The organism is Paenibacillus sp. EB106-06-01-XG199 (assembly GCF_058791575.1).
Genome location: NZ_JBYTDQ010000007.1, coordinates 362722 through 387777 on the forward strand (window position 1 = coordinate 362722; position 25056 = coordinate 387777).

Here is a 25056-nt window from a genome sequence, read left to right on the forward strand (position 1 = left end):
TAATCAGATTGATTGCAGAATTGCGGAGTACAGAATTTCAATTCCAGATCTATAGCTGTATTTCGTGCAACTATTCCCAGCCAAAAAGGCCAAAAGCGGGTTATAGTTGCAGTTCCTGCAATTAAAAAACCGTCACAAGGCTGAATGGGCGGGAAATCAAAAAAATAGCTGCACGAAATACAATTAAACCTCCACCGCTTGGATAACGGGTCGATTTAGTTGTACGAAGTGCAGCTATCTGCTGATCAGACCGGAAGAACTGCCTTGGCGGCCAATTCCAGCCAAGGCAGGGCATCAAATAGTCTGAACTGAGCGGTGCGCGATGTGGAACGCAGAGTACCAGCGCCCTGCTTCGCTGCGCGGAGTGCGGCACTAGTAATGTTACGCAGCACAGAGTGCGCACCAGCAGTGTTACGCAGCACAGAGTGCGGCACCAGTAGTGTTACGCAGCACAGAGTGCCTCGTATCGCGAGTTTCTTCGTGGCGCGGAACACAAGCGAACCACAAGCCGCTTAGCAGCTCAGAACGCAGCGCATCAATGCCGGCTGCTCCCTGCCCGACACGACTTGTCTGCCAGCTTCTCACACCGTGCTTATTTCTCCGCCGGCTCCGGCTTAGCAATGGAAACTTCCAGCTCACCGCCCGCATGGTGAACCTCCAGGACAGATCCCTCCGGCGCCTCCCCGGCAATGAGGGCGCGCGCAACAGGTGTCTCCAGACTGCGCTGGATGAACCGCTTGAGCGGTCTTGCTCCGTACACCGGATCAAACCCCTCCTTGGCGATGAACCGCACCGCCGCCTCGCTTAGCTTAAGGCCAACCCCCCGGTCGCTCAGACGCAGACGCAAGCCGTCGACCAGCTTGACAACGATCTGCTCAATTTCAGCCAATGTCAGCGGCTTGAACATTACGATATCGTCGACCCGGTTCAGGAACTCGGGACGGAAATGCCCGCTCAGTTCCTTCATGACTCTGTCCTTGACCGCCTTCGTCAGCTCCCCGTTATCATCGGTACCCTGGATCAGATGCGGCGAGCCGATATTCGAGGTCATAATGATAATCGAGTTTTTGAAGTCGACGATCCGGCCCTGTGAGTCGGTCAGCCGCCCGTCATCCAGCAGCTGCAGAAGAATGTTGAACACATCGGGATGGGCCTTCTCCACCTCGTCCAGAAGGACAACGGTGTAGGGCTGACGGCGCACCGCTTCGGTAAGCTGGCCGCCTTCCTCATAGCCGACATACCCCGGAGGCGCACCGACAAGGCGTGAGACGCTGTGCTTCTCCATATACTCCGACATATCAATACGGATCATGCCGTCTTCACGGTCGAACAGCGATACGGCCAGCGCCTTTGCCAGCTCGGTTTTGCCAACACCGGTCGGCCCGAGGAACAGGAAGGAGCCGATGGGCCGGTTTGGGTCTTTGATGCCTGCCCTGGCCCGGAGTACGGCATCCGCCACCAGCCGGACCGCCTCCTCCTGCCCGACAACCCGCTCATGCAGCGTATCCTCCAGCCGCAGCAGCTTATCCCGCTCGCCTTCGACCAGTCTGCTCACGGGAACTCCTGTCCAGCGAGAGACGATATCCGCGATTTCTTCCTCTGTCACAGCCTCGCGCAGCAGCCGGGTCTCCTGATCTTGCTGCGCCGCTTCCTCCGCAGCCTTCACCTGCCGCTCCAGATCCGGGATGATGCCGTAGCTCAGCTCCGCCGATTTGTTGAGGTCGTAGATTTCCTGCGCATCCACCAGGTCCTTGCGCGCCTGCTCCAATTTTTTCTTCAGCTCACGGATGCCTTGAATAGCTGACTTTTCCTTTTCCCAGCGCGCCGTCATCCCAAGATGCTTCTCCTTAAGGTCGGCCAATTCACGCTGCAAGGATTCCAGCCTGCGTTTGCTGGCGTCATCAGTTTCTTTCTTCAGCGCAGCTTCTTCAATCTCCATCTGCATCAGGCGGCGGGTCACCTCATCCATTTCTCCCGGCATGGAGTCGATCTCCGTGCGGATCATTGCACAGGCCTCATCTACCAGATCAATCGCCTTATCCGGGAGGAACCGGTCCGTGATATAGCGGTTCGACAGCACGCCCGCTGCTACAAGTGCGCTGTCATGGATTTTGACCCCGTGATGCACCTCAAAGCGGTCCTTCAGCCCGCGCAGAATGGAGATCGTGTCCTCTACATCCGGCTCGCTGACCAGCACCTGCTGGAAACGGCGCTCCAGCGCCGGGTCCTTCTCAATATACTTGCGGTACTCATCCAGCGTCGTCGCCCCGATACAGTGCAGCTCGCCTCGGGCCAGCATCGGCTTCAGCATGTTCCCGGCGTCCATCGCTCCTTCGGTTTTGCCTGCACCGACAATCGTATGCAGCTCATCAATGAAGAGAATGATCCGCCCGTTGCTCTCGCGTATCTCCTTCAGAACCGCCTGCAGCCGCTCCTCGAATTCCCCGCGGTATTTGGCTCCGGCGACCAGTGCACTCATATCGAGCGAAAAAATCGTCTTGTCCTTCAGTCCCTCCGGCACATCCTTACGGACGATCCGGTGAGCCAGCCCTTCGACGATGGCCGTCTTCCCTACGCCCGGCTCCCCGATCAGCACCGGGTTGTTTTTGGTTTTGCGGGAAAGGATGCGGATGACCCGGCGAATCTCCCCGTCACGTCCAATAACGGGATCAATCTTGCCGGCCCGCACTTCGGCCACCAGATCACGGCCGTATTTCTCCAACACCTCGTAGGTGGCTTCCGGCTCCCGGCTCGTCACCCGCTGGTGCCCGCGGATATCTGCAAGCACAGCCAGCAGCTTGTCGCGTGTAATCCCCCGGCTGGCAAACAGTTCGCGCAGCTCGCGGTTTTCGCTGCCGGAAACAGACACCATGGCCAGTACGGCATGCTCTACAGCAACGAACTCATCCTGCATCCCTGCCGCTTCCTTCTCAGCCTGCTCCAGTACGGCAATCAGCGATGGCGAAGCATACCGCCGCATCGTGCCGGCACCCGATCCGCTGACACTGGGCTTCCGCTGAAGCAGCTCATCCGTACCCTGCAGCAGCTCGGCAGCGGGAATGTTCATCTTCTGCAGCAGCCGCGGCAGCAGTCCATCCTGCTGCTGGAGCAGCGCCTTAAGCAGGTGCAGGTTACCGATCTCCTGATGTCCGCCCGAACCCGCCAGCGATTGTGCGGCTGCAACGGCTTCCTGCAGTTTTTGTGTTAGTTTGTTGAAGTCCATCTCCTTCATCACCTTTCCCTTTCTTCATCGCTCCTATATCTAATTACCCTCTGGCGGCTGTGCGCCGCTGCGCTCTGGAGCCTTGGCGTTTGGCTCCGGCCTGAAAGCTTGCACCCTCGGCCAGACGGCGGTAAATGTTCTTCTCCGCTTCCGTAGTTCCGGGCGGGATGACAATCTCAATCGCGAACAGGATGTCACCGTTTGTGCCGTTCGGGCGTTTCAGCCCCTTGCCCGGAATCCGCAGCGTTTTCCCGCCCGTGATCCCGGCGGGGATCTTCAATTTGACACTGCTGCCATCGGGCAGCGCCACCTTGGCTTCTCCGCCCAGCACGGCTTGCCATGGGGCAATTTCTACCGTCCCATACAGATCGCCGCCTTCGGGCTCGTAAATCTCATGCGGCAGGATATGCAGCGTAATCAGCACGTCTCCACCCTGCACAGCAGCATTCCCGCCGCCGGGAATCCGCAGGACCGTGCCTTCGGGTGACCGCGCCGGGATGCTCAAGTTCACGTCTTTGCCAACGACCTGCACCCTTACTTTCCCGCCCTTATAAGCCTGCTCCAGCGTAATCTCCAGCTGAGCCTGCATGGTGCCCTGCGCTTGACCCCACGGTCCTCCCCCGCCTTGCCGCACACCGCCGCTGCCGGAGAAGAAATCAAATCCGGCCCGGTCCGCCGCACCACGGCTGCCGAAGAACATTCCGAACAAATCCTCTTCGGAAATACCGCCGCTCCCGGAACCCGAATGCTGCGTGCTGCCCGTATTTGCGCCGCCAAATCCGTAGCGGAGCTCTTCATCGTAGGCTTTGCGCTTTTCCTCGTTGCCCAGCACCTCGTATGCTTCTGCCGCTTCCTTGAATTTCATATCCGCTCCAGGAGATTTATTAACATCAGGATGCCACTTTTTGGCGAGCTTTTGATAGGCTTTTTTAATCTCCTGCCTGGAAGCCTGCTTGCCTACCCCCAAGGCCTCGTAATAGTTTTTTGCCGCCAATCTAACCTCTTCCTTTCTGCTGGCTGCACCCATCCTCCGGCGCTTTCCGCTTGTATTCTTAAATATACTCTTCCCGTCCCATCAACTGGTAATTCGTCAGCCGGATCATCCCTGTGCTGCAGCTTTACCTTGTCTCTTCTGCTGCCCACAGGGGATATACTCTCAGAAAAGACGCACCATAGCCGGAAATCCCACTACAATGCGCCTTCTATGGTTACTGCTATATGAAAAGCCCGGTGAAGCCGCTGCAACTGCAGGGATCAGAGGGGGCATGCGGCATAGGCCGCTCTGCCCGGGACCCCTTTTACACAGCTCATTCCTCCAGGCTTGAAAGTCTCACTTCACCTTCCATCCGAGTGCGGGACTCTCCGCTTCCCCCGGATGTTATAGCCTTGGAATATGTTACTGAAGCTGTTCCCCGGATGAACCATTATCCTGGATCTCAATGCGTTTGCCCTGAGATTTCTGCTGCTTCGGTACTTCCAGCGACAGCATGCCGTCTTTCAGGGAAGCCCGGATTTCATCTTCGGCAATATCCTGCACATAGAAGCGGCGCACATACTCCCCGTAGCGGCGTTCCCTGCGCACTACCTGATGCTCTTCGTTCTCTTGAGCATTCTCTTCCTTGCGTACCGCTTTGATCGTCAAATAAGGACGGGTGTAATCAATGTCGATTTCCTCTTTTTTGAAGCCGGGAAGCTCGGCCTCGATCAGATAGGCCTGACCGCTCTCCCGGATATCCGTCCGGAAGGACTGGGCAGCACCGGTCATGGGAGCAAAAAACTCATCATTAAACACTTCGTTTAAAGACTTAGCCAGCACACCAAACACATCATCTCTGCGTTTTCCAAAAGGCACCAAATCAAACATGATCCATTCTCCTCTCAATGTCTTGAATTTTGAACTCAATTTTGACTTTGACTTTATTTGACCTTATGGCTTCATTATAGTCCCGCTCCCGCTGGATGACAAAACCGGAATAAGCCGAAAATCCGGCAAATCCCGGCGTTTCGGCTTATTTTATATTACAAATTTTAGCTTTTTTAACGATTTGACCTTGTTTGACCTTTATCGTAAATAACGCTCCCGGTACTCCTGCTCCAGCATGCCCATCTTGATCACATCATGGTATTCATGGTTATAAAAAAGCGCCTCCCGCTGTACGCCCTCCCTGACAAAACCGATGCTCTCATATACATGTACAGCACGGCTGTTGTAGCTAAAGACCTCCAGTTCGATCCGGTGCAAATTCAGAATCCCGAAGCCGTAATCCAGCATGAGCAGCAGAGACTCCCGGCCGAAACCCTGCCCCTGATGTTTCCCCTCGCCGATGGCGATCCGCAGATTCGCAATCCGGTTGTTCCGGTCGATATCCTGAATCGCAATGTCACCGATCACCTCGTCATTCTCCTGAAGGGCAATCAGCAGAAGCACTGCGCTGTCATCCCCGGCTTTTCGTTCAATATACCCCTCGATCTGTTCCTTGTTGATATGCTTCTGGGTGCCTGTGAGGTAGCGGGTCTCCTTATCGTAGAACATGTGGTAGTACAGTTCGGCATCTTCCCCGTTAAGCGGACGCAGATACACTTTATCTCCATTTAATAGCCCGGACTGCTTGTTCATTACGGCCAACTCCTGTCTCTTAGTGTAGCTCTATGATATTGCAAGACTGTATACTATAAAATAGACAAAATCATTCAATTTCAAAGGACAGATGGAGAGGATAATATGCTGCTTGTCCCCGCTCTCAGCGAGAACCGTGAAGTTCCCTACTATATTCAGCTATATCATTATTTCAAAAAAGAGATCATCAGCGGCTCCTTGCCGGCCGGTACCCGTCTGCCTTCAATCCGTGTGTTCGCCGCCCAGCTTAGCCTTAGCGCTACACCGGTCGAGCTTGCTTACCAGCAGCTGCTGTCCGAGGGCTTCATCGCAAGCAAGCCGCGCAGCGGCTATTATGTTCAGCCTATGCATATGTTCAGCGGGCTGACAGCCGCTGCAGGCGCTCCACCGCTTCCCAGCCGCCCGATAACAGCCCGTGACTCCCGGCCGTATGCTTATGATTTCCATATGTCGAAAAATGACTTTTCCCTATTTCCCCACAAAATATGGCGCAGCCTCTATCAGGAACAGCTCGCCAACCCTGATCTGCTGCAATATGGCGATCCGCAGGGTGAGCCTGCCCTCCGCGAGAGCATCGCCGCTCATTTGCGGCAATTCCGCGGACTTCGCTGTACGGCGGAGCAGGTTGTAATCGGCGGGGATCAATATACGCTATGTTCTCTGCTCTGCCTCATACTGCAGGGCAGCAGCAAACGGCTCGGCATTGAAGATCCGGGCTATCATCTGCTGCCGGCAGCATTCCGCAGACACGGATTTAAGATGATTCCCATTCCTTTACAGGAAGACGGAATAGATGTGGAGAAGCTCTATACCAGCAAGGCCAGCAGCGTGTATATCTCGCCTTCCCACCAGTTCCCCAGAGGCATGACCCTGCCGATCGCCAAACGCCACGCCTTGCTGGACTGGGCCCGGTCAACGGACAGCATAATCATTGAAGACGACTACGACGGTGAGTTCCGCTATCACGGAAGGCCGATTCCCGCACTGCAGGGACTACTGGAAGACAGCCCCGTAATCTACATGTGCAGCTTCGCGCAGTCAGTAGCCCCTGCCCTTAGCATTCACTACATGGTTCTGCCGAAGGCACTGCTGCTGCTGTATCACCATCTGGCGAGGGAGCTGTACCTGGAGCATTCAGCCTCCCGGCTGAATCAGATCGCGATGCATTATTTTATGGAAAGAGGACATTTCGAGAAGCATCTGCGGAGAATGCGGCTGCTCTACCAGAAAAAACATGACCTTCTCCTCCGCTCCATTCAGCGCTATTTCGGAGACCGGGCAGCCGTAAGCGGAAGGGACGCCGGATTTCACATTCTGCTTACACTGAAATCCGGCGGCAGTGCACGGCAGCTTGCGGCTGTGGCAGAAAAGGCCGGCATTCGGGTTACCCCGATGTCTTATACCTGGTGGGAGCAGCCCGAAAACGATGACCCTGAGTTTATCCTTGGATTCGGGGGCATCCCTGAAGACCTGATCGAAGAGGGGATCCGCCGCCTGGCTGAGGTATGGCTCCCCTTGATTTAACGAAGTAATTCAGCAGACCATTCAGGAAGGTGAATCCCAATGACCCTCAATCATTACCTTGGCTCGGACAGACCGCTGCCGACCGGAAGCTTCGGATATGTATACACGTATCAGAAATATTCCGACATTCCGAAGTCGGACGATAAACATGCGCTTCACAACATTATGGATTTATCCCATCTGAACGATACCCTTGTTCAAGTGTTCGAAACGGATCTGGATGCGTCAGGACTGGACATCGGGGAAGTAAGCTCAATGCCCTGGAGGCATGAGCTGCCCATATCCAAGCCATACGTTTATGGATTTAATGGTTCTTTCACTCTCAGCAAGGAGATGAAGACGCAGAATCCGCAGGGTTATGCCTGCAGTCTGAAATCCATCCGGCTGCTGCTCTCCCATATGAATGAACATTTGGCCGCAGGCGAATCTATGGAGATCTATACCTGTTGGGACAGTGATTTCCCAAAGACCATCAACCCGGATCTAAACTGGACCCTTCATCTGCCGGACTTCGAGCCGGAAGGCCCCTTTAACCTGGTGGATAAGCAATTCATCCGCGTGACCAAATAACGAAGTTATCACCCGGCCCGCTCGGGCCGGGGGTTCGTGTACGTTATTTCCTGTCAGCTGTATTTCTCCAGCATTTCGGCAAGCATACCCTTTAGTTCCCCCACCAGCTCCGGCGGTCCGTGGACCGTTGCCCCGTTTCCAAGCCCCATAACAAATCTGGCAAAAAAGCGCAGATCGCTTCCAGGTACCTGGCCTTTCAGCCATCCGGTTCCATCTTCACGCCTATGCAGCAGGGATGCCGACCACAGCTCGGCCTCACAGCTCTGGACCCCTGCTTTCCCAAGCTCTACGTGAAGTTCGACCCGTTCCTCTTCAGGTACCTGCTCCATGGCGCTGTAAATTTCCTTATTTCCCAGGTGGATATGCCGCAAATCCAGCGGCGCTAACCCCGAATGGTCATAGTCTGCCGAATAGATCCGGTCGCAGCGGAACACGCGGATATCCCCGCGCACAAAACAATAAGCCGGGCAGTACCATAAGCCGTTGCTGGCATAAATGCCGATAGGCTGTATCGCTCTGCACGACTGCTGCCCTTTGGATTCATAGTCGATCCGCAGTACTTTCTGATCGGTAGCCGCCTCCAGCAGAATCGGCAAATAAGGAAACTCTGCCTGCCTTGACGGGGTCACGAAATCAATCCGGTTCTTCATCTCATCAATCCGGTCGCGGACATCGCCGGACATATAATTATAAAATTTGTGCAATGCTGATAGGGACTCTCCCTTAAAGGGCAGATACTGATAGTGGCGCAAGGCATGGCTGGCAAAAAAAATCGCCACCGCCTCCGCTTCCGTAAAAGCAATCGGCGGAAGAATCCGTTCGTTCAGCACCTGATACCCCCCGTGGGGGCCTACTTCGGAATACAGCGGCACCCCAAGCTCGCCAAGCTCCTGTAAATCCCTCAGAATCGTCCGTGTAGAGACCCCGAATTCGTCGGCCAGCTCCCTGACGGTAAATTTCCGCCTGCGGTTGACGGTCATCATCAGGTCCAGCAGTCTTTTCGATTTGGACATACGCCAGCCTCCATTCAGATGATTTGAAATTGGCTTCATTTACTTTTCTATTCATGACAATACTTGTCACTATTATAGACTAGAATGAAATCAAAGCCCAGCCGCAACGGGCAAATACAGCTTGAAGGAGTGAATTAGAAATGAGTATTCAATTAAATCCTTTTATCCTGCTTGACGGTACGGCAGAGGAAGCCATTGCTTTTTATCAGGACACTCTGGGAGCAAAACTTCAGTTTAAGCAAACCGTGGGACAAGGCCCGCAGAATCCGGATTCACCATTGTCGGACGAAGAAAAAGCGCGTATCGCCCATTCTGTCCTGAGTGTGGGAGACACGGATATTTTTGTGGCCGATCTTGACATCGGACAGGTGCTGCAAACAGGCAACGGCATCAACATCTGTCTTTCGACGGAGGACGCCGGGGAAGCGGAACGGTTATACAACACCCTTAAGGAAGGCGGGCAGGTAAACGTTAAACTCGGTCCGGTCTATTTCAGCCCAGCCTACGGCATGATCACCGACAAGTTCGGTGTAACCTTTCAAATTTTCACCAAACGACCACGGTAAAAAACAGGCCATGGCTCCTGCCCCTCCAAGGGCAGGCAGCCAAGGCCTGTATCTGTATTAAGTGCCACGATTGAAGCGGCTTGAACAAATGTTGATTTTGTTCCTTAGATTAAACTTCGGCGATAGTAACCTTCCCGGTACCGCCACCTAATGTAGATAGAACATAAATCAAGCTGTGTTGGTCCTCATTCGAAAGTCTTACGCAACCATGTGTCGGACGTAGCGGATAAGAAGGGGCACCTGTATCTGCTGGATCTCCACCATGAATCCATAGACCTGAGCGGCCATTTTGTTCTGCAATTAACGCATTGCCACTAACAGGGTCCATTATGATATATTTCGACGGGCCATATGAACGTTTATTTTTAACCGTCTGGGGCATTGGCTCTTTCGATATTGTTGCTGAATATACTCCGGTTGGTGTATGTCCGTCAGTCTGGGACCAAGGATAACCGTATTCTGAGCGGCCAAGTGCTTGTACAGGACCAAATACTAAAGCCCCGCTATCATTATACATTTTCAGTGAACCCAATTTTGTCCGGTTTGCGTTCAAGTTAACCCTAATGTGGTATCCCATTTATAAAACCTCCAATTTTTTTGAAGGATTAGCTGATGGAGTGGCAGAGGCTAATAGATAACTCCATATCATTGTGCTCTGCATCAACCGCCTTCTATTTAATAGGGAGTTAGAGGAGGAGAATTTACAACCTTGGATTACTAATTTTCTGTATCTTGCTTTCCGCTTCCTAAAGTAGTATTTGTTAATTGTTGAATAATTCTACATTTGTGAGGTGCGGAATTGAAAGTTGTCGAATTGGCTGTTGTATTAAATGATGATCCTGGAAACCGCGTTGAGTATTTTGACTTGGTTGCCTTACCTTTTGTCCCAAGAGTAGGAGAAATGCTTTTATGGAATTATAAATCTTACCTTGTGACAGATGTTTTGTATGCTTTTGAAACAAATCCGGCTGATTATAATTATGACGCTAATCCCGCTAAACAAAGCTTGGTTGCACATGATGTATGCTATAAAGTTTATTTGAAACCCTATCACTAACTAGAGCATGTCTTCAAACTGGAAGAGCTCTGGGGAAGCAAGGATTTAGTATTGAAAGTAGGGTCCCTAAAAGCCCGCAGCGGGTTCGTTTACTCGTACCGGACTCAGGGGGCGCTATGGAGAGTAAAATCCCTGTTTATTCTCTTTTGGCGGACTCAGTTGACCTTATCTGCTCTGCATTCTATCTAAAAACGGCCGCAGGGAGAAATAACTGCGCTGGAGTCCGTTGTCCTCCTGTAACAGGCTAAAAGCCTCAAATAGTTGCAACTCGGTCCGTTCGTACTCGAAGCCAAGAATACACTTTCCGGACGCACACACACGCCTTCGGAAGAAGAGCGAAGTTTTTTAAACACCGAGACATAAGCCTCCACCGAAAAAACTGCCTAGTGGCGAAACGCCTTTCTCCGCGTGTGATCAGAAAATGGTACTGTACCCATGATTCCTTAGGGCATACAGCGGCAGTTTTGGCGGGGAAGCGGTTTAAAGACATGCCCTATACAACTTTGATTATATCTGCGACATAAACTCTGAGGTGTTCTTTAAAATAGACGTTGCCTTCCTTTCGATATTGCAGCGTCTGAGCTTATTTCAGGCGCTTTTGTATGGCATGTACCGGATGTTCTGCTTGTTTTCCATATAATGATTTTTTATGTATAAAAATACCTTTAAGTGTGACATGCGTCACTTACTAGTATGGGTGAAATAAAGAACAATGATTAGACAAAGAAATTCTTATTTTGTATTTTGTGGAATAAATGGAGAGACTTTTTTTCGTTTTTTACGGAAGGATGGATCATATTGGAGTTGGATCTTAACGGGATCAATGCTGATTCATTGGTTCAGATGCTGCGGGCATCATTTACCCTTGAAAATTGGGACGGTATCCTCCAAATCGCCGATAGGCTATACAGCGAGATTAATCAATTCTACAGCATCTATCAGCGGGAGCATGCCGATGGCCAGAAGGTGTGCAACTTCGGATTAAACCGAAGCATCGTCTATTACTTCGGCTATTCTATGTGTTTGAAAGGAATCGCGCTTGAGAAGCTGGGCCGATATGACGAGGCGAGAGAGTGCATCTCGAAGTATGAGGATTTGGGATGGATTAACGGTATGAACGCCGAGGGACGGGCCGAGGTTGAATATTATTGTGAAATTGCCCTAGCTAATCTGCACGTGATCGAACTGAACGAGGGGAACACGACCGCGCTTTCGGATTACCTGGTTTTCCTGCGGCATAACAAAGAAGAAATCCTGCCAGGCATGATATACATTCTGGAGTCAGCAATCAAGCATAAGTACAACGTCGATGAGGTGCTGATCGAGTTCAAAGAGCAGATCGACTCAATGGGGGAATACTACATAACAAAAAGGAACATCCGTTATTACATAGATTACATCTACTTGAAGGCAAAATATTATTACATAAATGGAAATATATATGATTCTATAAATGCGCTTCTATGTTCTTTGGCATCATCAGTTAAGCTTAAAGATGATACAGGGTTCCGTAAGTCAGCGGTTCTCTTTGAGAAACTCCGAAATCAAACAACTTCCGGGCAACTGGACGAGTACCTCTGCTTGATGGAACAAATACAAGACTAGGGAGGATTTCAAAATGAAGAAAAAAGTGTTTACGCTCATCTTTATTGTGGTCGCTTTGGTAAGTGTTAATGCTGCTGTTGTCAGCGCGGACGCAGGATCCACCGGCACGGATAAGTTTGCAAGCGGCGGCTTCGAACCGCTGCGCCACGGGGTAGACCATTAAATAAATCAATAGCCGGACGAGCCTCTGCAAACTCTGCAGGGGCTTTTTCATGAGCTTCTAAAAAGTGTGGGGCTATCAAAGCTGGTCTTATTTCCATTGATGCATGGTTAACTGCTGGAGGATTATAAAACACTATACCTTTAGCGATAAATAAACCATTGTATAGTAAATAGCTAATATGGAGGATTAAAGTGAAAAAGAAGCAGTTAAAAAAAAAAGAACACATAGCATCTGGAAAATACAGGTGACGAATTAATTTACCTGCAGATTGATTTAGAACGTGCGCATATGGCTTGGTATAATATTCCAGTACAATGGCATAAGGGCGGTCGGCTAATCTCCCGGAAGGGAGGTGATGCCTGTGGAGGTATACCAAGCACTGACGCTGATGATTTCATTTGCGACACTGGTTGTGCTTATACTGTCTTTTCACAAAAAAAAGTAGACCGCCCCGTCCTAGGATAGCGGTCTACTACTGACCAAACTCCGTAAGCCAACCGCTCTTATAGCGGATTATACATGAGTGGGAGTCGTGTTGACGCACGGCTCCTTCTTTAATTGTATCTTAGCATATCGGTTTTTATACAACAAGGTGATACAAAAACAATCCAAAACTATTGACCGATTAGAATACTCGTTCACAGGCAGCGGATAGTCAATATAACGCCCGCCACAAATAAAATGTGGCATAGGCTTCCCAGCCGCGCCAGGGTACCGACAGTTCCAGCAGTTCCGCCGGGGTCGGCTTTCTATCCATTCCAGTGAGGAATTTCACCGCATTCTGCAGGCCGACATCTCCTACAGGGAAGGCAGTGGCGTCTCGCAGGCAACGCATCCGCACATACTGCGAGGTCCACGGACCGATTCCCCGGATCTTCAGCAGCCGCTGCTCGGCGGCTTCAGGGGACGGCAGGGCCAGCAGCTCCTCACGGCTCAATTCTCCTCCGGCGATCAGTGCAGCCACATCCAATAGGGTCCGCGCTTTGCTGCGGGTCAGCTGCAGACTACAGAGATCTTCCATCGAGACCTGTAGAAACGTCTCAGGCCCCGGAAAATGATAATAAGTGTGCCCTTCATATTCCAGCGACTTCCCGTATTCAGCGGTGAGTTGCTGCTTCAGCCTGTAGGCAAAAGCCAGATTGACCTGCTGGCCGAGAATAGCCCAGCATAAAGCCTCGAACAGATCGGGGATGCCGATGATCCGCAAGCCCCGTTCACTCGCCGCGAGCTTCTGCAAGAGCGGGTCTGCGTCAGCCAGCCGGTAGAACGGTGCAAGATCGCGGTCCAGATCGAACCATTCCACGATATACTGCGCCAGTTCCGCCAGAGGGTTCGGACCGGGAAAAGCACCGGTCAGCAGCGTGGCCTGCAGACGCGGCGTACCAGCCGCGACCGTCAACCTCACCAGCGACGGCGTTCCTTCCAGCATGAACAGCCGGGTAACCCCTTCCCCATCCGAACGGAACAGGCATTCCAGCGGAGAGCGGTTCATGTATTCCAGACATGCGGACAAGTCAAAAAACTCCGGCAGCGGCAGCTCAAAAAGCAAATCGTTCATGTCCCGCCGCCCCCACATTCGTAATGCCTTCCAATTTCAGCAGCTCCTGCTTCAGCTTGAGGCCGCCCCGGTATCCGGTTAGTGTGCCGTTCGTACCAATGACCCGGTGGCAGGGCAGCACGACCGGCAGCGGATTTTGCCCGTTAGCCGCACCCACCGCGCGGACTGCCTGCGGTCTTCCGATGCTTACGGCAAGCTCCTTGTAGGTCACTATTGCACCATGCGGAATACCGGCCAGCCCCATCCAGACCTCCTGCTGAAACGGGGTGCCCCAGAGATCCAAAGGGATACTGCTGAAGCTTACAGGCTCTCCGTTAAAATACCTCTCCAGAAGCTGCGTGGCCCCGAATTGATCGAAGATGCCAGCGTCCTCGCTGAACTGAGGTGACGGTGCATAGGTTTTCAGCCACGATGCCGGAAGCACACCTTGATCCTCCTGATAAGATATGCGGATTAGGCCCTTCTTGCTGGCCCACAAAGTCCAGTCTCTATTCCCGACGTTAAGGGTATGATGGAAAATCTCAATGGTCTTGAGTATCTGGGTCATGCTGGATTCCTCCTTTGAACTCTGTACGGTATTCTGTCGGCGCAAGGCCGGTCTTCCGCGCAAACCATGCGGTAAAATGGGACGGTCCCTGAAAGCTGACCGCCTTGCCAACCTCAGCAATGGCGAGCCCGGTGTCCGCGAGCAGTCTGCTTGCTTTCTCCAGCCGCAGCTGGTCCAGCCTCGCGGCAGGAGACTGGCCGGTTACCCGCTTATAGGTTCTTTGCAGGTGAAACGGGCTGACTTTCAGCTGTTCAGCCAGTGACTGCAGCGTCAGCTTCTCTCCATAATGTTCTGCCATAACGGCATCTGCCTGCGCGGCAAGCACCGCGTCGGGTCTTAGCCTGCCGCCTTCCTCGGGGCGGCATCTTTTGCAGGGGCGGAATCCTGCTCTTATCGCCTCCTGCAAAGAACCGTAAAAGACCACATTGCCCGCCTTTGGTGTTCTTGCCCGGCAGGAAGGGCGGCAGACAATATGTGTAGTCAACACTGCTGTATAATAAACTCCGTCGTAGGTTGATTCCCGCTTGACTACCGAATCGTAAACCTGTTCGAATAATGCCTGATCCATATGAAATCACCTCATACCGCCAGTATAAACGATTGCTTTGGCCTTATGCAGCCTATCGCAATAGGAGAGCAAGATTACGACAGTGAAGACCTATGCAACGGACTCTGACCAGTCACCATGCTGCGCGAAATGCGTTACAGCGGTCCGCTTCAGCCAGAAGGGAGCTTTCAACGCTGCCGGACTGGAGAGACGCTAAATAGCAGAAAAGCCCACTTTCTTGCTCAGGGGACTGCATTGACGTTATTTCCTGTTTCCTGCGGCAATTAGACAGTTTTTGTGAAAATAGCGGCGCTGGGGTCCGTTTCGCCCCCAATTAAGACTGATTTTTCCGAAATAGGAGCGCTGGAGTCCGGCTGCTTCCACATGCCGGCTCATCTAAACCGGCAATCTAAAAAAGGACCCTCCGGCACCGCCCATTAGGCGCCCGGAAGATCCCAGCTTTTTGAAGCTAATCTTAGCTTTTGTAATCATCAAATATAAAAAAATTCCGTTGTTATATGATGTTATTAGATTGCAGCTTTCTGAGTTTTTAGATCCACAGGGCCATCGGCAGCCGGGGGATTCTTTTTCCGCATATAGTCGGAATAGTATGCGGTAATGATCGGAACGAGAATAGAGGTGACAATGACGGAAGCCGCAACAAGTGCTGTTGCTGATTCTGCAGCCGGCAGGAGCTCAGGCTTCATATTTGCCACAAGCATCGGATTGGCTACGGCTGCCCCGGCGGTGCTGGAGGCCGCAAGTCCGGCAGTGCCGTTGCCGCCGCCGATAAACTTATCGGCCAGAATCAGCGGAATCCCTGTAATAATGATGACTACGATACCCAGCAGAATGCCGAGCAGTCCGGTATCTACGATGACGCCGAGGTCGATGGAGCTGCCCAGTGCGAAACCGAAGAACGGAATAAGTGTTTGTGTCGCTTTGCCAAAGTAGGTACGGAGATCATGATCCAGGTTACCCAGAACAAAACCGATCAGGAAAGGAAGTACAGCACCGACAAAGACATGCGGTTCAAATACAGCTACCCCGGTGCTGCCCAAGATAAGCATCGTTACCAGCGGGCCGGATTCCAGTGACATCAGCACGAATGCGCCGGATTCTTCTTTGGTGCCATATTGCTGCATAATGGAGGCGTACAATCCTCCGTTGGTCATATCCATTGCGGAGATAATAGCCAGCACCGACAATCCGGCGAAGAAGCCGTTTTGAATGCCGCCCTCCGGCAGGAACTGGATCGCGATCAGGGCTATTACCCAGGCCACGGCAATTTTGGTCAGTACCAATGTGCCTGATTTCCGCAGCACACTTCCCGTAGCGCGTACATCTATAGCCGCCCCCATACAGAAGAACCAAACCGCCAGAATCGGTACAGTCCCCGTCATCAGCCCTTTCGTGAAGCCGCCAAAATATTCGCCAGCATTCGGGAATGCGGTGTGAATAATCGCCCCGAGGAACAAAGGTACCAGCATCATACCGCCGGGAATTTTGTCCAGCGCTTTTTTAATTTTCATATCTTATCAGACCTTTCATGTCGGATTCTTAATTCTTGCATAAATTGATGATTTTACCTGAAGAAGGCGCAGCAAATCAGCCCCAAGACCTTACCTGTCCACTAAAGGTAAATCATCAGTGAGCAGCAGATTCCGAGAAAATTTGCCTGACGGCGCTTTCATGTTACTTACGGCTTAGCCCTAGCTGCGGAATCATCCCGGAGAATAAATCGTCGCTTTCCTTCAATTGCTTGGAGAACGCTTTGCCGTCCGTGACCAGCAGCCCTAATCCGTTGATTTTCATATACTCGCGGAAGTCCCTGTCCTCTGTCCCTTTGATAAAGGCCCCGGCCAGCAGCTCGGCAATAGCGTCCGGCGTATCCTTCGGTACAGCAAGCCCCCTCCATGTACCTGTGAAATTGACATGTATCCCCGTCTCTTCCTCCAGTGTAGGTACGCCTGGCATTGCCTCCGAGCGCTTGTCGGCGTTGACCGCCAGCGTCCGCAGCTTCCCTTCATCCACATACTTTTTCACTTCGGCAGGGCTTACAGGCACTGCATCGACAAAACCGTCCATCAAGGCGGAGACGGCAGGGCCTCCCCCTTCAAAAGGGATATGTGCAAACTTCACACCGGTTTCCCGCTCCAATGTTACGGCAGCCAAATGCCAAATACTCCCCGTTCCTGCGTTCCCCATTTTCAATTCACCTGGATGCGCTTTCGCAAAGTCGAGAAACTCATTTACGGTTTGCCACGGCGCTTCGGCTCTTACGGTTATGGCGGAAGGATCAAAATTCGTTTGGGCGATCGGTTTGAACTTCTCATAGGTAATCGGAAGCAATCCCAGATGCGGCAGGATGGTGAGCTCGGCAGGAAGAAATGTGACCGTATACCCATCGCCCTTGGCATTGGCACCCTCCATGAGTCCGACGGAACCTCCGCCGCCTGTCCGGTTGAGCACGATAATCGGCTGGCCCAGTACCTTCTCTGTTGCTTTTGCTAAAGCTCTTGCTGTGGTATCCGTCCCTCCGCCCGCTGCATAAGGCACGATTAAGGTAATCGGTTTCACCGGAAAATCACCGCTTACATTCTCCCGGCTGTTATCGCTGGTTATCATGCGGCTTCCTGCCCATACCATCGTCAAAACCGCCAGGACGGATGCCGTCCAAATGCCTATTTTTGTTGTCCGTTTCAAGACCATCCCTCTTCCTTAATAATGACAATTGAGCCGCTGGCCACAATGGATCTACTGCCAAACGTGCGCCGCTTCACCCCCCCAATTTCTTCAATCACAGTCTCATTCACGAATCTGTGAAAGTTTTCTCAAATAGAACTTTAACGTAAACGGGGGGTTGCCATCAATCGTATAATCTTATTCTGAATCGTCAGAAACGCCGGAATGGCGCGGTTTTGGCCGATCTGCATACTCATTGGGATATTTGCTGCTCTCACGGAACTTGCCCGGTGTAACCGATTTGATCTTCCGGAAAGCACGGATGAAGCTGTTCTCATTCTGGTATCCGACCCGAAGAGCAATTTCGGCAATCTTCAGGCTGCTGCCTTGCAGCAGTTCACAGGCTTTATCTATTCTCAGGTTGGTCAAATAATCATATAGTGTCGTACCCGTCTCTTCCTTGAAGATGGTGCTTACGGAGGAAACGCCCATTTTGACATGGGCAGCGATATCCTGCAGCCCGATGTTATCCTGCAAATGAGATTCCATGTACCGGATCAGTTCCTGTACCATCAGATATTCTTTCGACTGTCTGTGCACTTCAAGCATACCTGACATATGAATAACAATACTACAGAGCATCTCCTCAATATCGGACAAATCCATTGTCATCACCTGATGCCACGTATAATCCGCCAGCTCGGCAGGTAGCGGATGCCCCCCGGAAGTCGCCATATTTAGAATTTCTCCTATTAAATCGTCTACAACACGAACAACTTTTTGCGGCTGCACGGCTTTCTTGCGGGTATCAGCCGACCACTTACGGACCCATTGCAGGGCAGTCGAAGCATCGAAAGACCTCAGCGCATGCAGCACCTCCAGCCTCCAGGCATCATCTGCCGCTGCCCCGCCTTCCTCATATTTACTCTCATTCGCCGAAAACTCACGGACATGGCCATAGCCTTCATATAGACGATAAGATAAAGCCAGCTCGGACTCCGAGTAGGACCGGGCTGCCTGTGAAATCGCGGAGACCGGTTCGCCGATGCCTATGGATACAGATACTTTTAAAACGTCGGTCAGGATGGCAATCAGCTTCCCGGCATCCTCGCGCAGCTGGTCCCTGTTATCGTCTTTGGGCTGCAGCAGCACCACGAGGTTGTCCTTCCGTGGAGTGGCCGTAACCGTCCGCCAGGCAGGCTCGAAGAACTCAACTACAATATTGTTCATCGCATATTTAAGCAGCAGCTGATCCTCTTCCACATATGCGGAGGTCCACTGAGAATGGCGGTCTACAGAGATCGTCAGAATTACGAAGGGGCCTTCCTTCCAGCCTCCAAAGTAGTGCTCCCATTTCGTTAACGTCTCCTGCGTCCCGATGCTCCGGGTAATCAGATCGCTAACAAATTTGGACCTTAGCTCCGGCAGGCTCCATTCGGCCACCAGCGACTTGCTCTGAAAATCACCGACCAATTTGCCGATGACCGGCTCCAAATCATAAAGATTTCCATGCCCGGCCAGCTTCTGGTCCGGCATCAGGAGTTTATTGATCCGCTTCAGCGGCCGGAAGGCGGCAAAGCTGTAATAATAAATCGCGGAGCAGCCAACAGCGATCGAAATCAGCGAGAGCATCAGCATCATATTGCGCGCCGTCTTCACATTCTTCAGTAGCTGCTCCATCGGAACGAGGGAAATCAGCCGCCAGCCGGTGACATTCGAGAACGTCTGGTTCGCCATATAAGCCTTTCCTTGAAGCTTCACATGGGCAAACGGACTTACATCAATGTCCGACAGCACATTATTCATGTCCGCCAGAGGGAAAGGCAGATTGAGCTTGGGGTAAATCAGCTCTCCCTCCAGGTTATATACAAATTGATAGCTGGATAAATGGGTATACATCTTGGAGAACAGCATGTCATAGTCCAGATCGATCAATACCGCACCAGTGACGTCCCCGTTCCGGACAATCGGCCGGGCCAGAGAGAGCAGCTCCGTGCCGGTCAGCCGGGCATCCGTGCCGGTATATACTCTTCTTTTGATCAGAAGCGGCTTCTGTTTCATTTCATCAATCCATGAGTTCCAGGCATGCTCCGGTGCTTCTTCCCAAAGAGCTCTATACCCGTAATTGCTGGAGACGACGGAATGATCCCCGAACTTGATTACACTGATGGCATGGACATCCGGCTCCGTAGCGAGCGTCTTCAGGAAATTCTGCGGCTCTGCAGCCGCCAGCGCATTATCCGCCGGATCGGCATCCATATATTTAAGGACGGCCGGATGAAACGCCAGATCGACCGCTTTATTATCAGATTCCCGGAATGCCCGGTTAGTCACATCCATGTTAATTTGCAGCAGCTCTACATTTGGCGTGTTCAGCTCAGTATCCAGCGCATTCCTGTACTCTCTATAGGAAAAAAGGCCAATTAGAGTAATTAATAGAGATACACTGAATGTCAGCATCAGAATTAGCCGGGTCTGCTTATTGTTCAGCAAGTATTTTAATTTAAATCGCAGCATGGGTGCAGCTTCATCCTTCCGCAGTTCGCTTAGTTCAGACCTTAGAGTAGCATGTTCGCCTATACGGCAATATGGAGCATGTCATATTCTTTAAGATTTTAGGGAGTTAAGGATAAGATCGTCACAAATGTTATAATGAGAAAATGAGTTAAGACTAATTTGCTACAGGAGACCAATTGCGATGCAGCGAAATTTCTACATGGCCGATCAGGAATGGGACAAGCTTATTTCGGACGTAGCCTATCAATTCAGTGACATCACCCTCAAGCGGGGATTTCAGTATTATAAGCAGGACCGTGTTCATGCGTTCAAAATGATCTCAGTCGGGAGCATTCTGGCACTTGTGGAAGGCGGGGAAGACTACAGCGTAACTATTGATCTGGATACCCTGTCCGCCAGCCGTTGCAGCTGCCCGGTACAGCATTCCTGCAAACATATGGCCGCTGTATTAATGAAGTATGCCGAGCAGCAGGGCCGGCTGGTGCATATGCTGGCCAATGCCAAGACGACAAGTCAATGGATCCGCAATCCTGTGGTCAAGGAGACTCCCGTTGCCGGTGGCTCCGCCCGCCGCAAGAAGCAGCTGGAGGAGCTGGCTGCCCTGGTTCCATCCGGAAATGTGGAGCAGTGGCGTGAATACTTAGCGCTGCTCACCGCACCGCTGGCGCCTACCGTGCGAAATTCCCAATATACCGACAGGGCGCTGGCGGCCATCTCCGGGGCCACTCCAGCGCTCCCTCCGGCCTCCGGGCTGTTATATAAGCTTCATGCCCATCTCTTTGTGCTGGAAAGCTTACTGAAACCGGCAGGCCCTCACGTCCCGGGAGCAGGTGCTTCTCTGGGTTATTATACCTCTGTTGCTGTCTCCGAGCTGCAAAAAGCGGTAACGGATCTCATGAAAAATAGTCTGCCGCTCGGCGCAGAGCCGGAAGCCTGGCCGCGGGTCAGTGAAACGCTGGCCTATCTGCGGCGGGAAATGCTGAGTGAGCCGCGCGACCGTTCACGGGAACAGCCCTATTACTCCCTCTGCTACGATCTGATCTGGAGAGGCTGGATTGCACCAAATGCAAGCGGCCCGGCTATGTACCTGGAAGAGCTGGAAGCGCTCCGCCAGGCCGGCGAGGAAGCCGGCATATCACTCTCGCGCCACTCGCAGCAGTTGGCGGAGAGCCGGATGTATTTCTATCTGAACGATGACAAAGGCGCCTGGGAGCTGCTTGACAAAGCTTCCGAACGCCCGGGTCTGTACCCGGACGAGCTGATGAGTTTTCTGGCTCCCCTGGCGGAGGCCGGGCATTGGTCCCGCCTTGCCCTGTGGCTGGCCAAAATCGGCCCTCTGCTGACCAGCCGCCTATATAACCTGAAGAATTATGCCGGATACTGGGAGGAAGCCGTCCGCCGCATGCCGGAGACCGAACCCCGGATGTGGGATACGCTGATCGGCATGCTGCCGCTGTCCCGGGAGATTTATGAAGAAATGCTGCTGGACCACGGGCGCTGGCAGGAATGGATGGATTACCAGCTCTCCTCCGGCAAGGAACCCGCCAATTTCCGTGTCAGCGACCTCCAGCCGATCGAGAAAAACGCGCCGGAGCTGCTGCTCCCGTTCTATCATCAGGCGGCAGAACGGTTCGTGCTGGAGAAGAACCGGCACGGCTACAAAGCGGCTGTAAAACTGTTAAAGCGCCTGTCCAAGCTCTATAAAAAGCTGAAACGCGAGGAGCGGTGGGAACAATTTCTGGATTCCTTCACCTCCCGGTACAGCCGGCTGCGCGCACTGCAGGAAGAGCTGCGGAAAGGAAAGCTGATCCCATGAGCAAATATATGCGAAATATTACTGTCCAGCTTGCCTTAACCCAATATGGCGATGCTCTGATCTACGGCGTGGATGACAGGGATGATTATATGCCCGGTGTTCAGCTTAAGCAGAAGCTGTTCTCCTGGCATGAGGAGTCTTTTTATGGAACGGAGTTAACGCTCCAGAACGCCGATGGGGTTGACCTTGTGGTTCTGCCCGCCGAGCAGGTCATCCCCTTCTTTGCGGAGCGCAGGCTGCTGCGGCATGTCGGCTGGAGCTGGCAGGGTGACGCCGAACTGCTGACCGGGCTGGCGCCCGCCATCGCCGGGCTGCTGGCGGAGAAGAAGTATGCGCCGAGCCTGTCCGCCTATCGCGAAGGCAAACTGCAATGGGACTGGGATGACAAGGCGCTAGAGCTGGTTACGGAAGGCAACGAGAGCGCACAGTCCGCCCTGCGCGGGCTTACCGGGCGCCGGAACCTTGCGGACGGAATGCGCGCTGCCTTCTCGGCGGCGGTGTTCCGGCAGTATTACGGCACCGAGGCCGAAGCCGCAGACCTGCGCAGCGAATACCCGCTGCTGTTCAGCAGCAGCGCGGGCGCGGCAACTGCCGGCATGGACGATGACAGCTGGCTGATGTCCATCGGCTGGAAGGCGGACACGGCGCCTTTCCGGCCGGCCCTGCAATTGCTGGAGCCGGACGACGAGAAGTCGTACTGGCGGCTCCAGCTGCTCCTGCAGGACAAGCGCGATGCATCCGCGCTTGTGCCGCTGCGGCTCACCGGGGACGGCGAGCCGCATGGCCTGTGGCCGGCAGCGTGGACGCCCCACGTCCACGAGCGCGCGTCCGGGTGGCTTTCGCGCCTGCGCGAAAGCCTGGCCGGGGAGCACATCGGCCACGGGGACGATGTGCTTGGTGAACCGCTCAGCGACGGAGACGCCTGGCGGTTCCTGACCGTGGACAGCCGGCTGCTGCTGGAAGCCGGCTGGCAGGTCCTCCTTCCGGCGTGGTGGGAAGCCGCCAGCCGGAAGAAACCCCGCCTGCGCGCCAAGATCAGCTCCGGCGAGGGCAGCGGCAACAGCGGCGGCCAATCGCTGTTCGGGTTAAATGCGCTGGTCGATTTCGACTGGCGCATCTCCATCGGCGACGCCGAACTCTCCGAGGCGGAGTTCGCCGATCTGGTCGCACGCGGCGAGCGGCTCGTGCAGTTCAGGGGCAAGTGGATTCCGCTTGACCCGGCTCTGCTGGCCCAGATCCAGCGGGCCATGGCCGGGATGGACAAGTCCCAGGGCTTGTCCTTTCAGGATGTGCTCCAGCTGCACCTGCTGGGCGGCGGTGAAGAGCAGGACAACGAGGCGGCCGAGGCGGAGCAGGCCGAAGAGAATGCCGCCCGCTTCCGGCTGGAGGTCGAGCTGAACGAGCATCTGGTCCGGCTGATCGGCCAGCTCGGCCACCGCTCGGATTGGCCGAAGCCCGAGGTGCCGGCTGGCCTGCATGCCGAGCTGAGAAGCTACCAGCATGAAGGGTACGCCTGGCTTGTATTTCTGCGCCGCTTCGGACTCGGCGCCTGCCTGGCCGATGACATGGGCCTCGGCAAAACTGTGCAGCTGATCTCCTACCTGCTCCACTTGAAGGAACAGCAGAGCGAAGCCGGCCCATCAGCAACGGGGCCCGGGCGGCAGACCGACCCGCCGGACTGGCCGTCGCTGATTATCTGCCCGACTTCGGTGCTCGGCAACTGGCAGAAAGAGCTCCAGCGGTTTGCTCCGTCCCTGAACATCATGCTCCACTACGGAAGCAGGCGTCTCGATGCAGGTTACTTCTACGGTGCCGCTTCCCAGGCCGACGTGGTCCTCACCTCCTACGCCACGGCCGCGCTCGACCAGGAATTGCTGAAGCAGTTCACTTGGGCTACGGTTTGCCTGGATGAGGCGCAGAATATTAAGAATGCCGGAACCAAGCAATCTGCGGCGGTGCGCAGCTTCCCTGCCCTGCACCGGATCGCCCTGACCGGAACACCGATCGAGAACAAGCTGTCCGAATTGTGGTCGATTTACGATTTCATCACACCCGGCTATCTCGGCAGTCCCAAAGCATTCCAGGACCGGTTCGCAAATGCGATTGAGAAGGAACGCAATGCGGAGCGCACGGCGGATCTGCAGAAGCTTGTAAAGCCGTTCATGCTGCGCCGAAAGAAGAAAGACCCGGCCATCCAGCTCGATCTGCCCGACAAAAACGAGATGAAAACCTATGTTCATCTCACGGCTGAGCAGGCCGCCCTCTATGACCAGAACGTAACCGGGCTGCTGGAACGGATGAAGCAGCTGGAGGGCATTGAGCGCAAAGGGGCGATTCTTGCTGCTCTGACCAGCCTTAAGCAGCTCTGCGACCATCCGATGCTGCTGACGAAGGAGGCGCTGCCTGATCCCGATGGCGAGGGTGGGCTGGATACCACGTCCCTGATTGAGCGTTCCTCGAAGCTCGAACGGCTGCTGGCGATGGTGCGGGAGTTGCGCGAAGAGAACGAACGCTGCCTAATCTTTACCCAATATGTCGGCATGGGCAAAATGCTGCAGGCCGTGCTTCAGCAGGAGCTGCAGGAGCCGGTCCTTTACTTGAACGGCAGCACGTCCAAAACGGCACGTGACCGGATGATCGAACAATTCCAGACGCCGCCGCAGGAAGACGGGGACCTTCTGGCGGCAGGCGAGCGCCAGTCCGATCAGCCAAACGTCTTTATTCTTTCCCTCAAGGCGGGGGGCGTCGGCCTCAATCTGACAGCGGCCAATCATGTATTCCACTTTGACCGCTGGTGGAATCCGGCTGTGGAGAACCAGGCCACCGACCGCGCCTACCGCATGGGCCAGACCAAGGATGTGCAGGTGCATAAATTCATTTCACTCGGCACGCTGGAGGAGCGTATTGATGAGATGCTGGAGAGCAAGCAGCAGCTCAGCGACGATGTGATCTCCGGCTCCGAGGGCTGGATTACCGAGCTGTCTACAGATGCGCTGAAAGATCTGTTCACGCTGCGGCAGGAGTGGGTTGGCTAACCCGGCCCCCTCC

The 25056-nt window shown here is 53.6% G+C and carries 23 protein-coding genes; 9 read left to right on the forward strand and 14 right to left on the reverse strand.

The window, feature by feature from the left end; genetic code table 11:
* Positions 1 to 245: 245 nt before the first annotated feature.
* The 6 genes from AC3WT9_RS24930 to AC3WT9_RS24955 form a co-directional block, all read right to left on the reverse strand.
* The gene (locus AC3WT9_RS24930) at positions 246 to 422 is read right to left on the reverse strand and encodes a hypothetical protein (RefSeq protein ID WP_341377064.1); all 177 of its coding nucleotides are present in this window, start codon (positions 420 to 422) and stop codon (positions 246 to 248) included.
* Positions 412 to 585 carry a hypothetical protein gene (locus AC3WT9_RS24935; protein ID WP_341377063.1) on the reverse strand — a complete coding sequence of 58 codons (174 nt, stop codon included), beginning with the start codon at positions 583 to 585 and terminating at the stop codon, positions 412 to 414. The genes AC3WT9_RS24930 and AC3WT9_RS24935 overlap by 11 nt, the downstream gene beginning before the upstream one ends.
* 7 nt (positions 586 to 592) lie before the next feature.
* On the reverse strand, positions 593 to 3223 hold the full coding sequence (clpB, locus tag AC3WT9_RS24940) for an ATP-dependent chaperone ClpB (protein WP_342480950.1): 2631 nt from the start codon (positions 3221 to 3223) through the stop codon (positions 593 to 595).
* A gap of 43 nt (positions 3224 to 3266) precedes the next feature.
* Positions 3267 to 4217, reverse strand: coding sequence for a DnaJ C-terminal domain-containing protein (locus AC3WT9_RS24945; protein ID WP_446723283.1), 951 nt, complete (start codon positions 4215 to 4217; stop codon positions 3267 to 3269).
* A gap of 402 nt (positions 4218 to 4619) precedes the next feature.
* Positions 4620 to 5087 (reverse strand): Hsp20/alpha crystallin family protein, encoded by a 468-nt coding sequence (locus AC3WT9_RS24950; RefSeq protein ID WP_076113911.1) that lies wholly within the window; start codon positions 5085 to 5087, stop codon positions 4620 to 4622.
* Positions 5088 to 5285: 198 nt separating this feature from the next.
* On the reverse strand, positions 5286 to 5840 hold the full coding sequence (locus AC3WT9_RS24955) for a GNAT family N-acetyltransferase (protein WP_341377062.1): 555 nt from the start codon (positions 5838 to 5840) through the stop codon (positions 5286 to 5288).
* A gap of 105 nt (positions 5841 to 5945) precedes the next feature.
* Between AC3WT9_RS24955 and pdxR the strand changes: the two genes are divergently transcribed.
* On the forward strand, positions 5946 to 7364 hold the full coding sequence (gene pdxR, locus AC3WT9_RS24960; RefSeq protein ID WP_341377061.1) for a MocR-like pyridoxine biosynthesis transcription factor PdxR: 1419 nt from the start codon (positions 5946 to 5948) through the stop codon (positions 7362 to 7364).
* A 39-nt stretch (positions 7365 to 7403) separates the two neighbouring features.
* Entirely contained in the window at positions 7404 to 7934 is a 531-nt protein-coding gene (locus AC3WT9_RS24965) for a hypothetical protein (protein WP_341089273.1), read from the forward strand.
* Between the two features lie 53 nt (positions 7935 to 7987).
* On the opposite strand, the gene AC3WT9_RS24970 is transcribed toward AC3WT9_RS24965, so the two are convergent.
* A complete protein-coding gene (locus tag AC3WT9_RS24970; protein WP_341377059.1) occupies positions 7988 to 8947 on the reverse strand; it encodes a helix-turn-helix transcriptional regulator in 960 nt (319 codons plus the stop codon).
* A 140-nt stretch (positions 8948 to 9087) separates the two neighbouring features.
* Between AC3WT9_RS24970 and AC3WT9_RS24975 the strand changes: the two genes are divergently transcribed.
* Complete coding sequence (locus tag AC3WT9_RS24975; RefSeq protein WP_341089270.1) at positions 9088 to 9513, forward strand: VOC family protein; 426 nt, start codon at positions 9088 to 9090, stop codon at positions 9511 to 9513.
* Between the two features lie 109 nt (positions 9514 to 9622).
* Here the strand turns inward: AC3WT9_RS24975 and AC3WT9_RS24980 are convergent, their stop codons facing one another.
* Entirely contained in the window at positions 9623 to 10090 is a 468-nt protein-coding gene (locus AC3WT9_RS24980; protein WP_341089269.1) for a L,D-transpeptidase, read from the reverse strand.
* A 222-nt stretch (positions 10091 to 10312) separates the two neighbouring features.
* On the opposite strand from AC3WT9_RS24980, the gene AC3WT9_RS24985 reads away from it, so the two are divergent.
* The 4 genes from AC3WT9_RS24985 to AC3WT9_RS25000 all read left to right on the forward strand — a co-directional run bounded on the left by AC3WT9_RS24985 (position 10313) and on the right by AC3WT9_RS25000 (position 12783).
* Positions 10313 to 10570: a hypothetical protein gene (locus tag AC3WT9_RS24985; protein ID WP_341089268.1), complete on the forward strand. Its 258-nt coding sequence runs from the start codon at positions 10313 to 10315 to the stop codon at positions 10568 to 10570.
* A gap of 798 nt (positions 10571 to 11368) precedes the next feature.
* Positions 11369 to 12175: a DNA-binding protein gene (locus AC3WT9_RS24990; protein WP_341377057.1), complete on the forward strand. Its 807-nt coding sequence runs from the start codon at positions 11369 to 11371 to the stop codon at positions 12173 to 12175.
* A 13-nt stretch (positions 12176 to 12188) separates the two neighbouring features.
* Positions 12189 to 12338, forward strand: coding sequence for a hypothetical protein (locus tag AC3WT9_RS24995; protein ID WP_341089265.1), 150 nt, complete (start codon positions 12189 to 12191; stop codon positions 12336 to 12338).
* Positions 12339 to 12693: 355 nt separating this feature from the next.
* Positions 12694 to 12783: a putative holin-like toxin gene (locus AC3WT9_RS25000; RefSeq protein ID WP_222850467.1), complete on the forward strand. Its 90-nt coding sequence runs from the start codon at positions 12694 to 12696 to the stop codon at positions 12781 to 12783.
* A 210-nt stretch (positions 12784 to 12993) separates the two neighbouring features.
* Here the strand turns inward: AC3WT9_RS25000 and AC3WT9_RS25005 are convergent, their stop codons facing one another.
* The 6 genes from AC3WT9_RS25005 to AC3WT9_RS25030 form a co-directional block, all read right to left on the reverse strand.
* Complete coding sequence (locus tag AC3WT9_RS25005) at positions 12994 to 13896, reverse strand: DNA-3-methyladenine glycosylase family protein (RefSeq protein ID WP_341377056.1); 903 nt, start codon at positions 13894 to 13896, stop codon at positions 12994 to 12996.
* A complete protein-coding gene (locus AC3WT9_RS25010) occupies positions 13877 to 14443 on the reverse strand; it encodes a methylated-DNA--[protein]-cysteine S-methyltransferase (protein WP_341089262.1) in 567 nt (188 codons plus the stop codon). The genes AC3WT9_RS25005 and AC3WT9_RS25010 overlap by 20 nt, the downstream gene beginning before the upstream one ends.
* A complete protein-coding gene (locus tag AC3WT9_RS25015) occupies positions 14418 to 15011 on the reverse strand; it encodes a bifunctional transcriptional activator/DNA repair enzyme AdaA (RefSeq protein ID WP_341089261.1) in 594 nt (197 codons plus the stop codon). The genes AC3WT9_RS25010 and AC3WT9_RS25015 overlap by 26 nt, the downstream gene beginning before the upstream one ends.
* 506 nt (positions 15012 to 15517) lie before the next feature.
* A complete protein-coding gene (gene kdgT / locus AC3WT9_RS25020) occupies positions 15518 to 16522 on the reverse strand; it encodes a 2-keto-3-deoxygluconate transporter (protein WP_076113900.1) in 1005 nt (334 codons plus the stop codon).
* 163 nt (positions 16523 to 16685) lie between these two features.
* Positions 16686 to 17618, reverse strand: a complete 933-nt coding sequence (locus tag AC3WT9_RS25025; RefSeq protein ID WP_231578447.1) for a tripartite tricarboxylate transporter substrate binding protein — start codon at positions 17616 to 17618, stop codon at positions 16686 to 16688.
* A gap of 255 nt (positions 17619 to 17873) precedes the next feature.
* Positions 17874 to 20192, reverse strand: coding sequence for a helix-turn-helix domain-containing protein (locus AC3WT9_RS25030; protein WP_341377055.1), 2319 nt, complete (start codon positions 20190 to 20192; stop codon positions 17874 to 17876).
* 181 nt (positions 20193 to 20373) lie between these two features.
* Here AC3WT9_RS25030 and AC3WT9_RS25035 point away from each other — a divergent pair, with 181 nt between their 5' ends.
* Together AC3WT9_RS25035 and AC3WT9_RS25040 are read left to right on the forward strand one after the other, a co-directional pair.
* Entirely contained in the window at positions 20374 to 22008 is a 1635-nt protein-coding gene (locus AC3WT9_RS25035; RefSeq protein WP_341377054.1) for an SWIM zinc finger family protein, read from the forward strand.
* Complete coding sequence (locus AC3WT9_RS25040) at positions 22005 to 25043, forward strand: DEAD/DEAH box helicase (RefSeq protein WP_492408018.1); 3039 nt, start codon at positions 22005 to 22007, stop codon at positions 25041 to 25043. The genes AC3WT9_RS25035 and AC3WT9_RS25040 overlap by 4 nt, the downstream gene beginning before the upstream one ends.
* Positions 25044 to 25056: the final 13 nt, after the last annotated feature.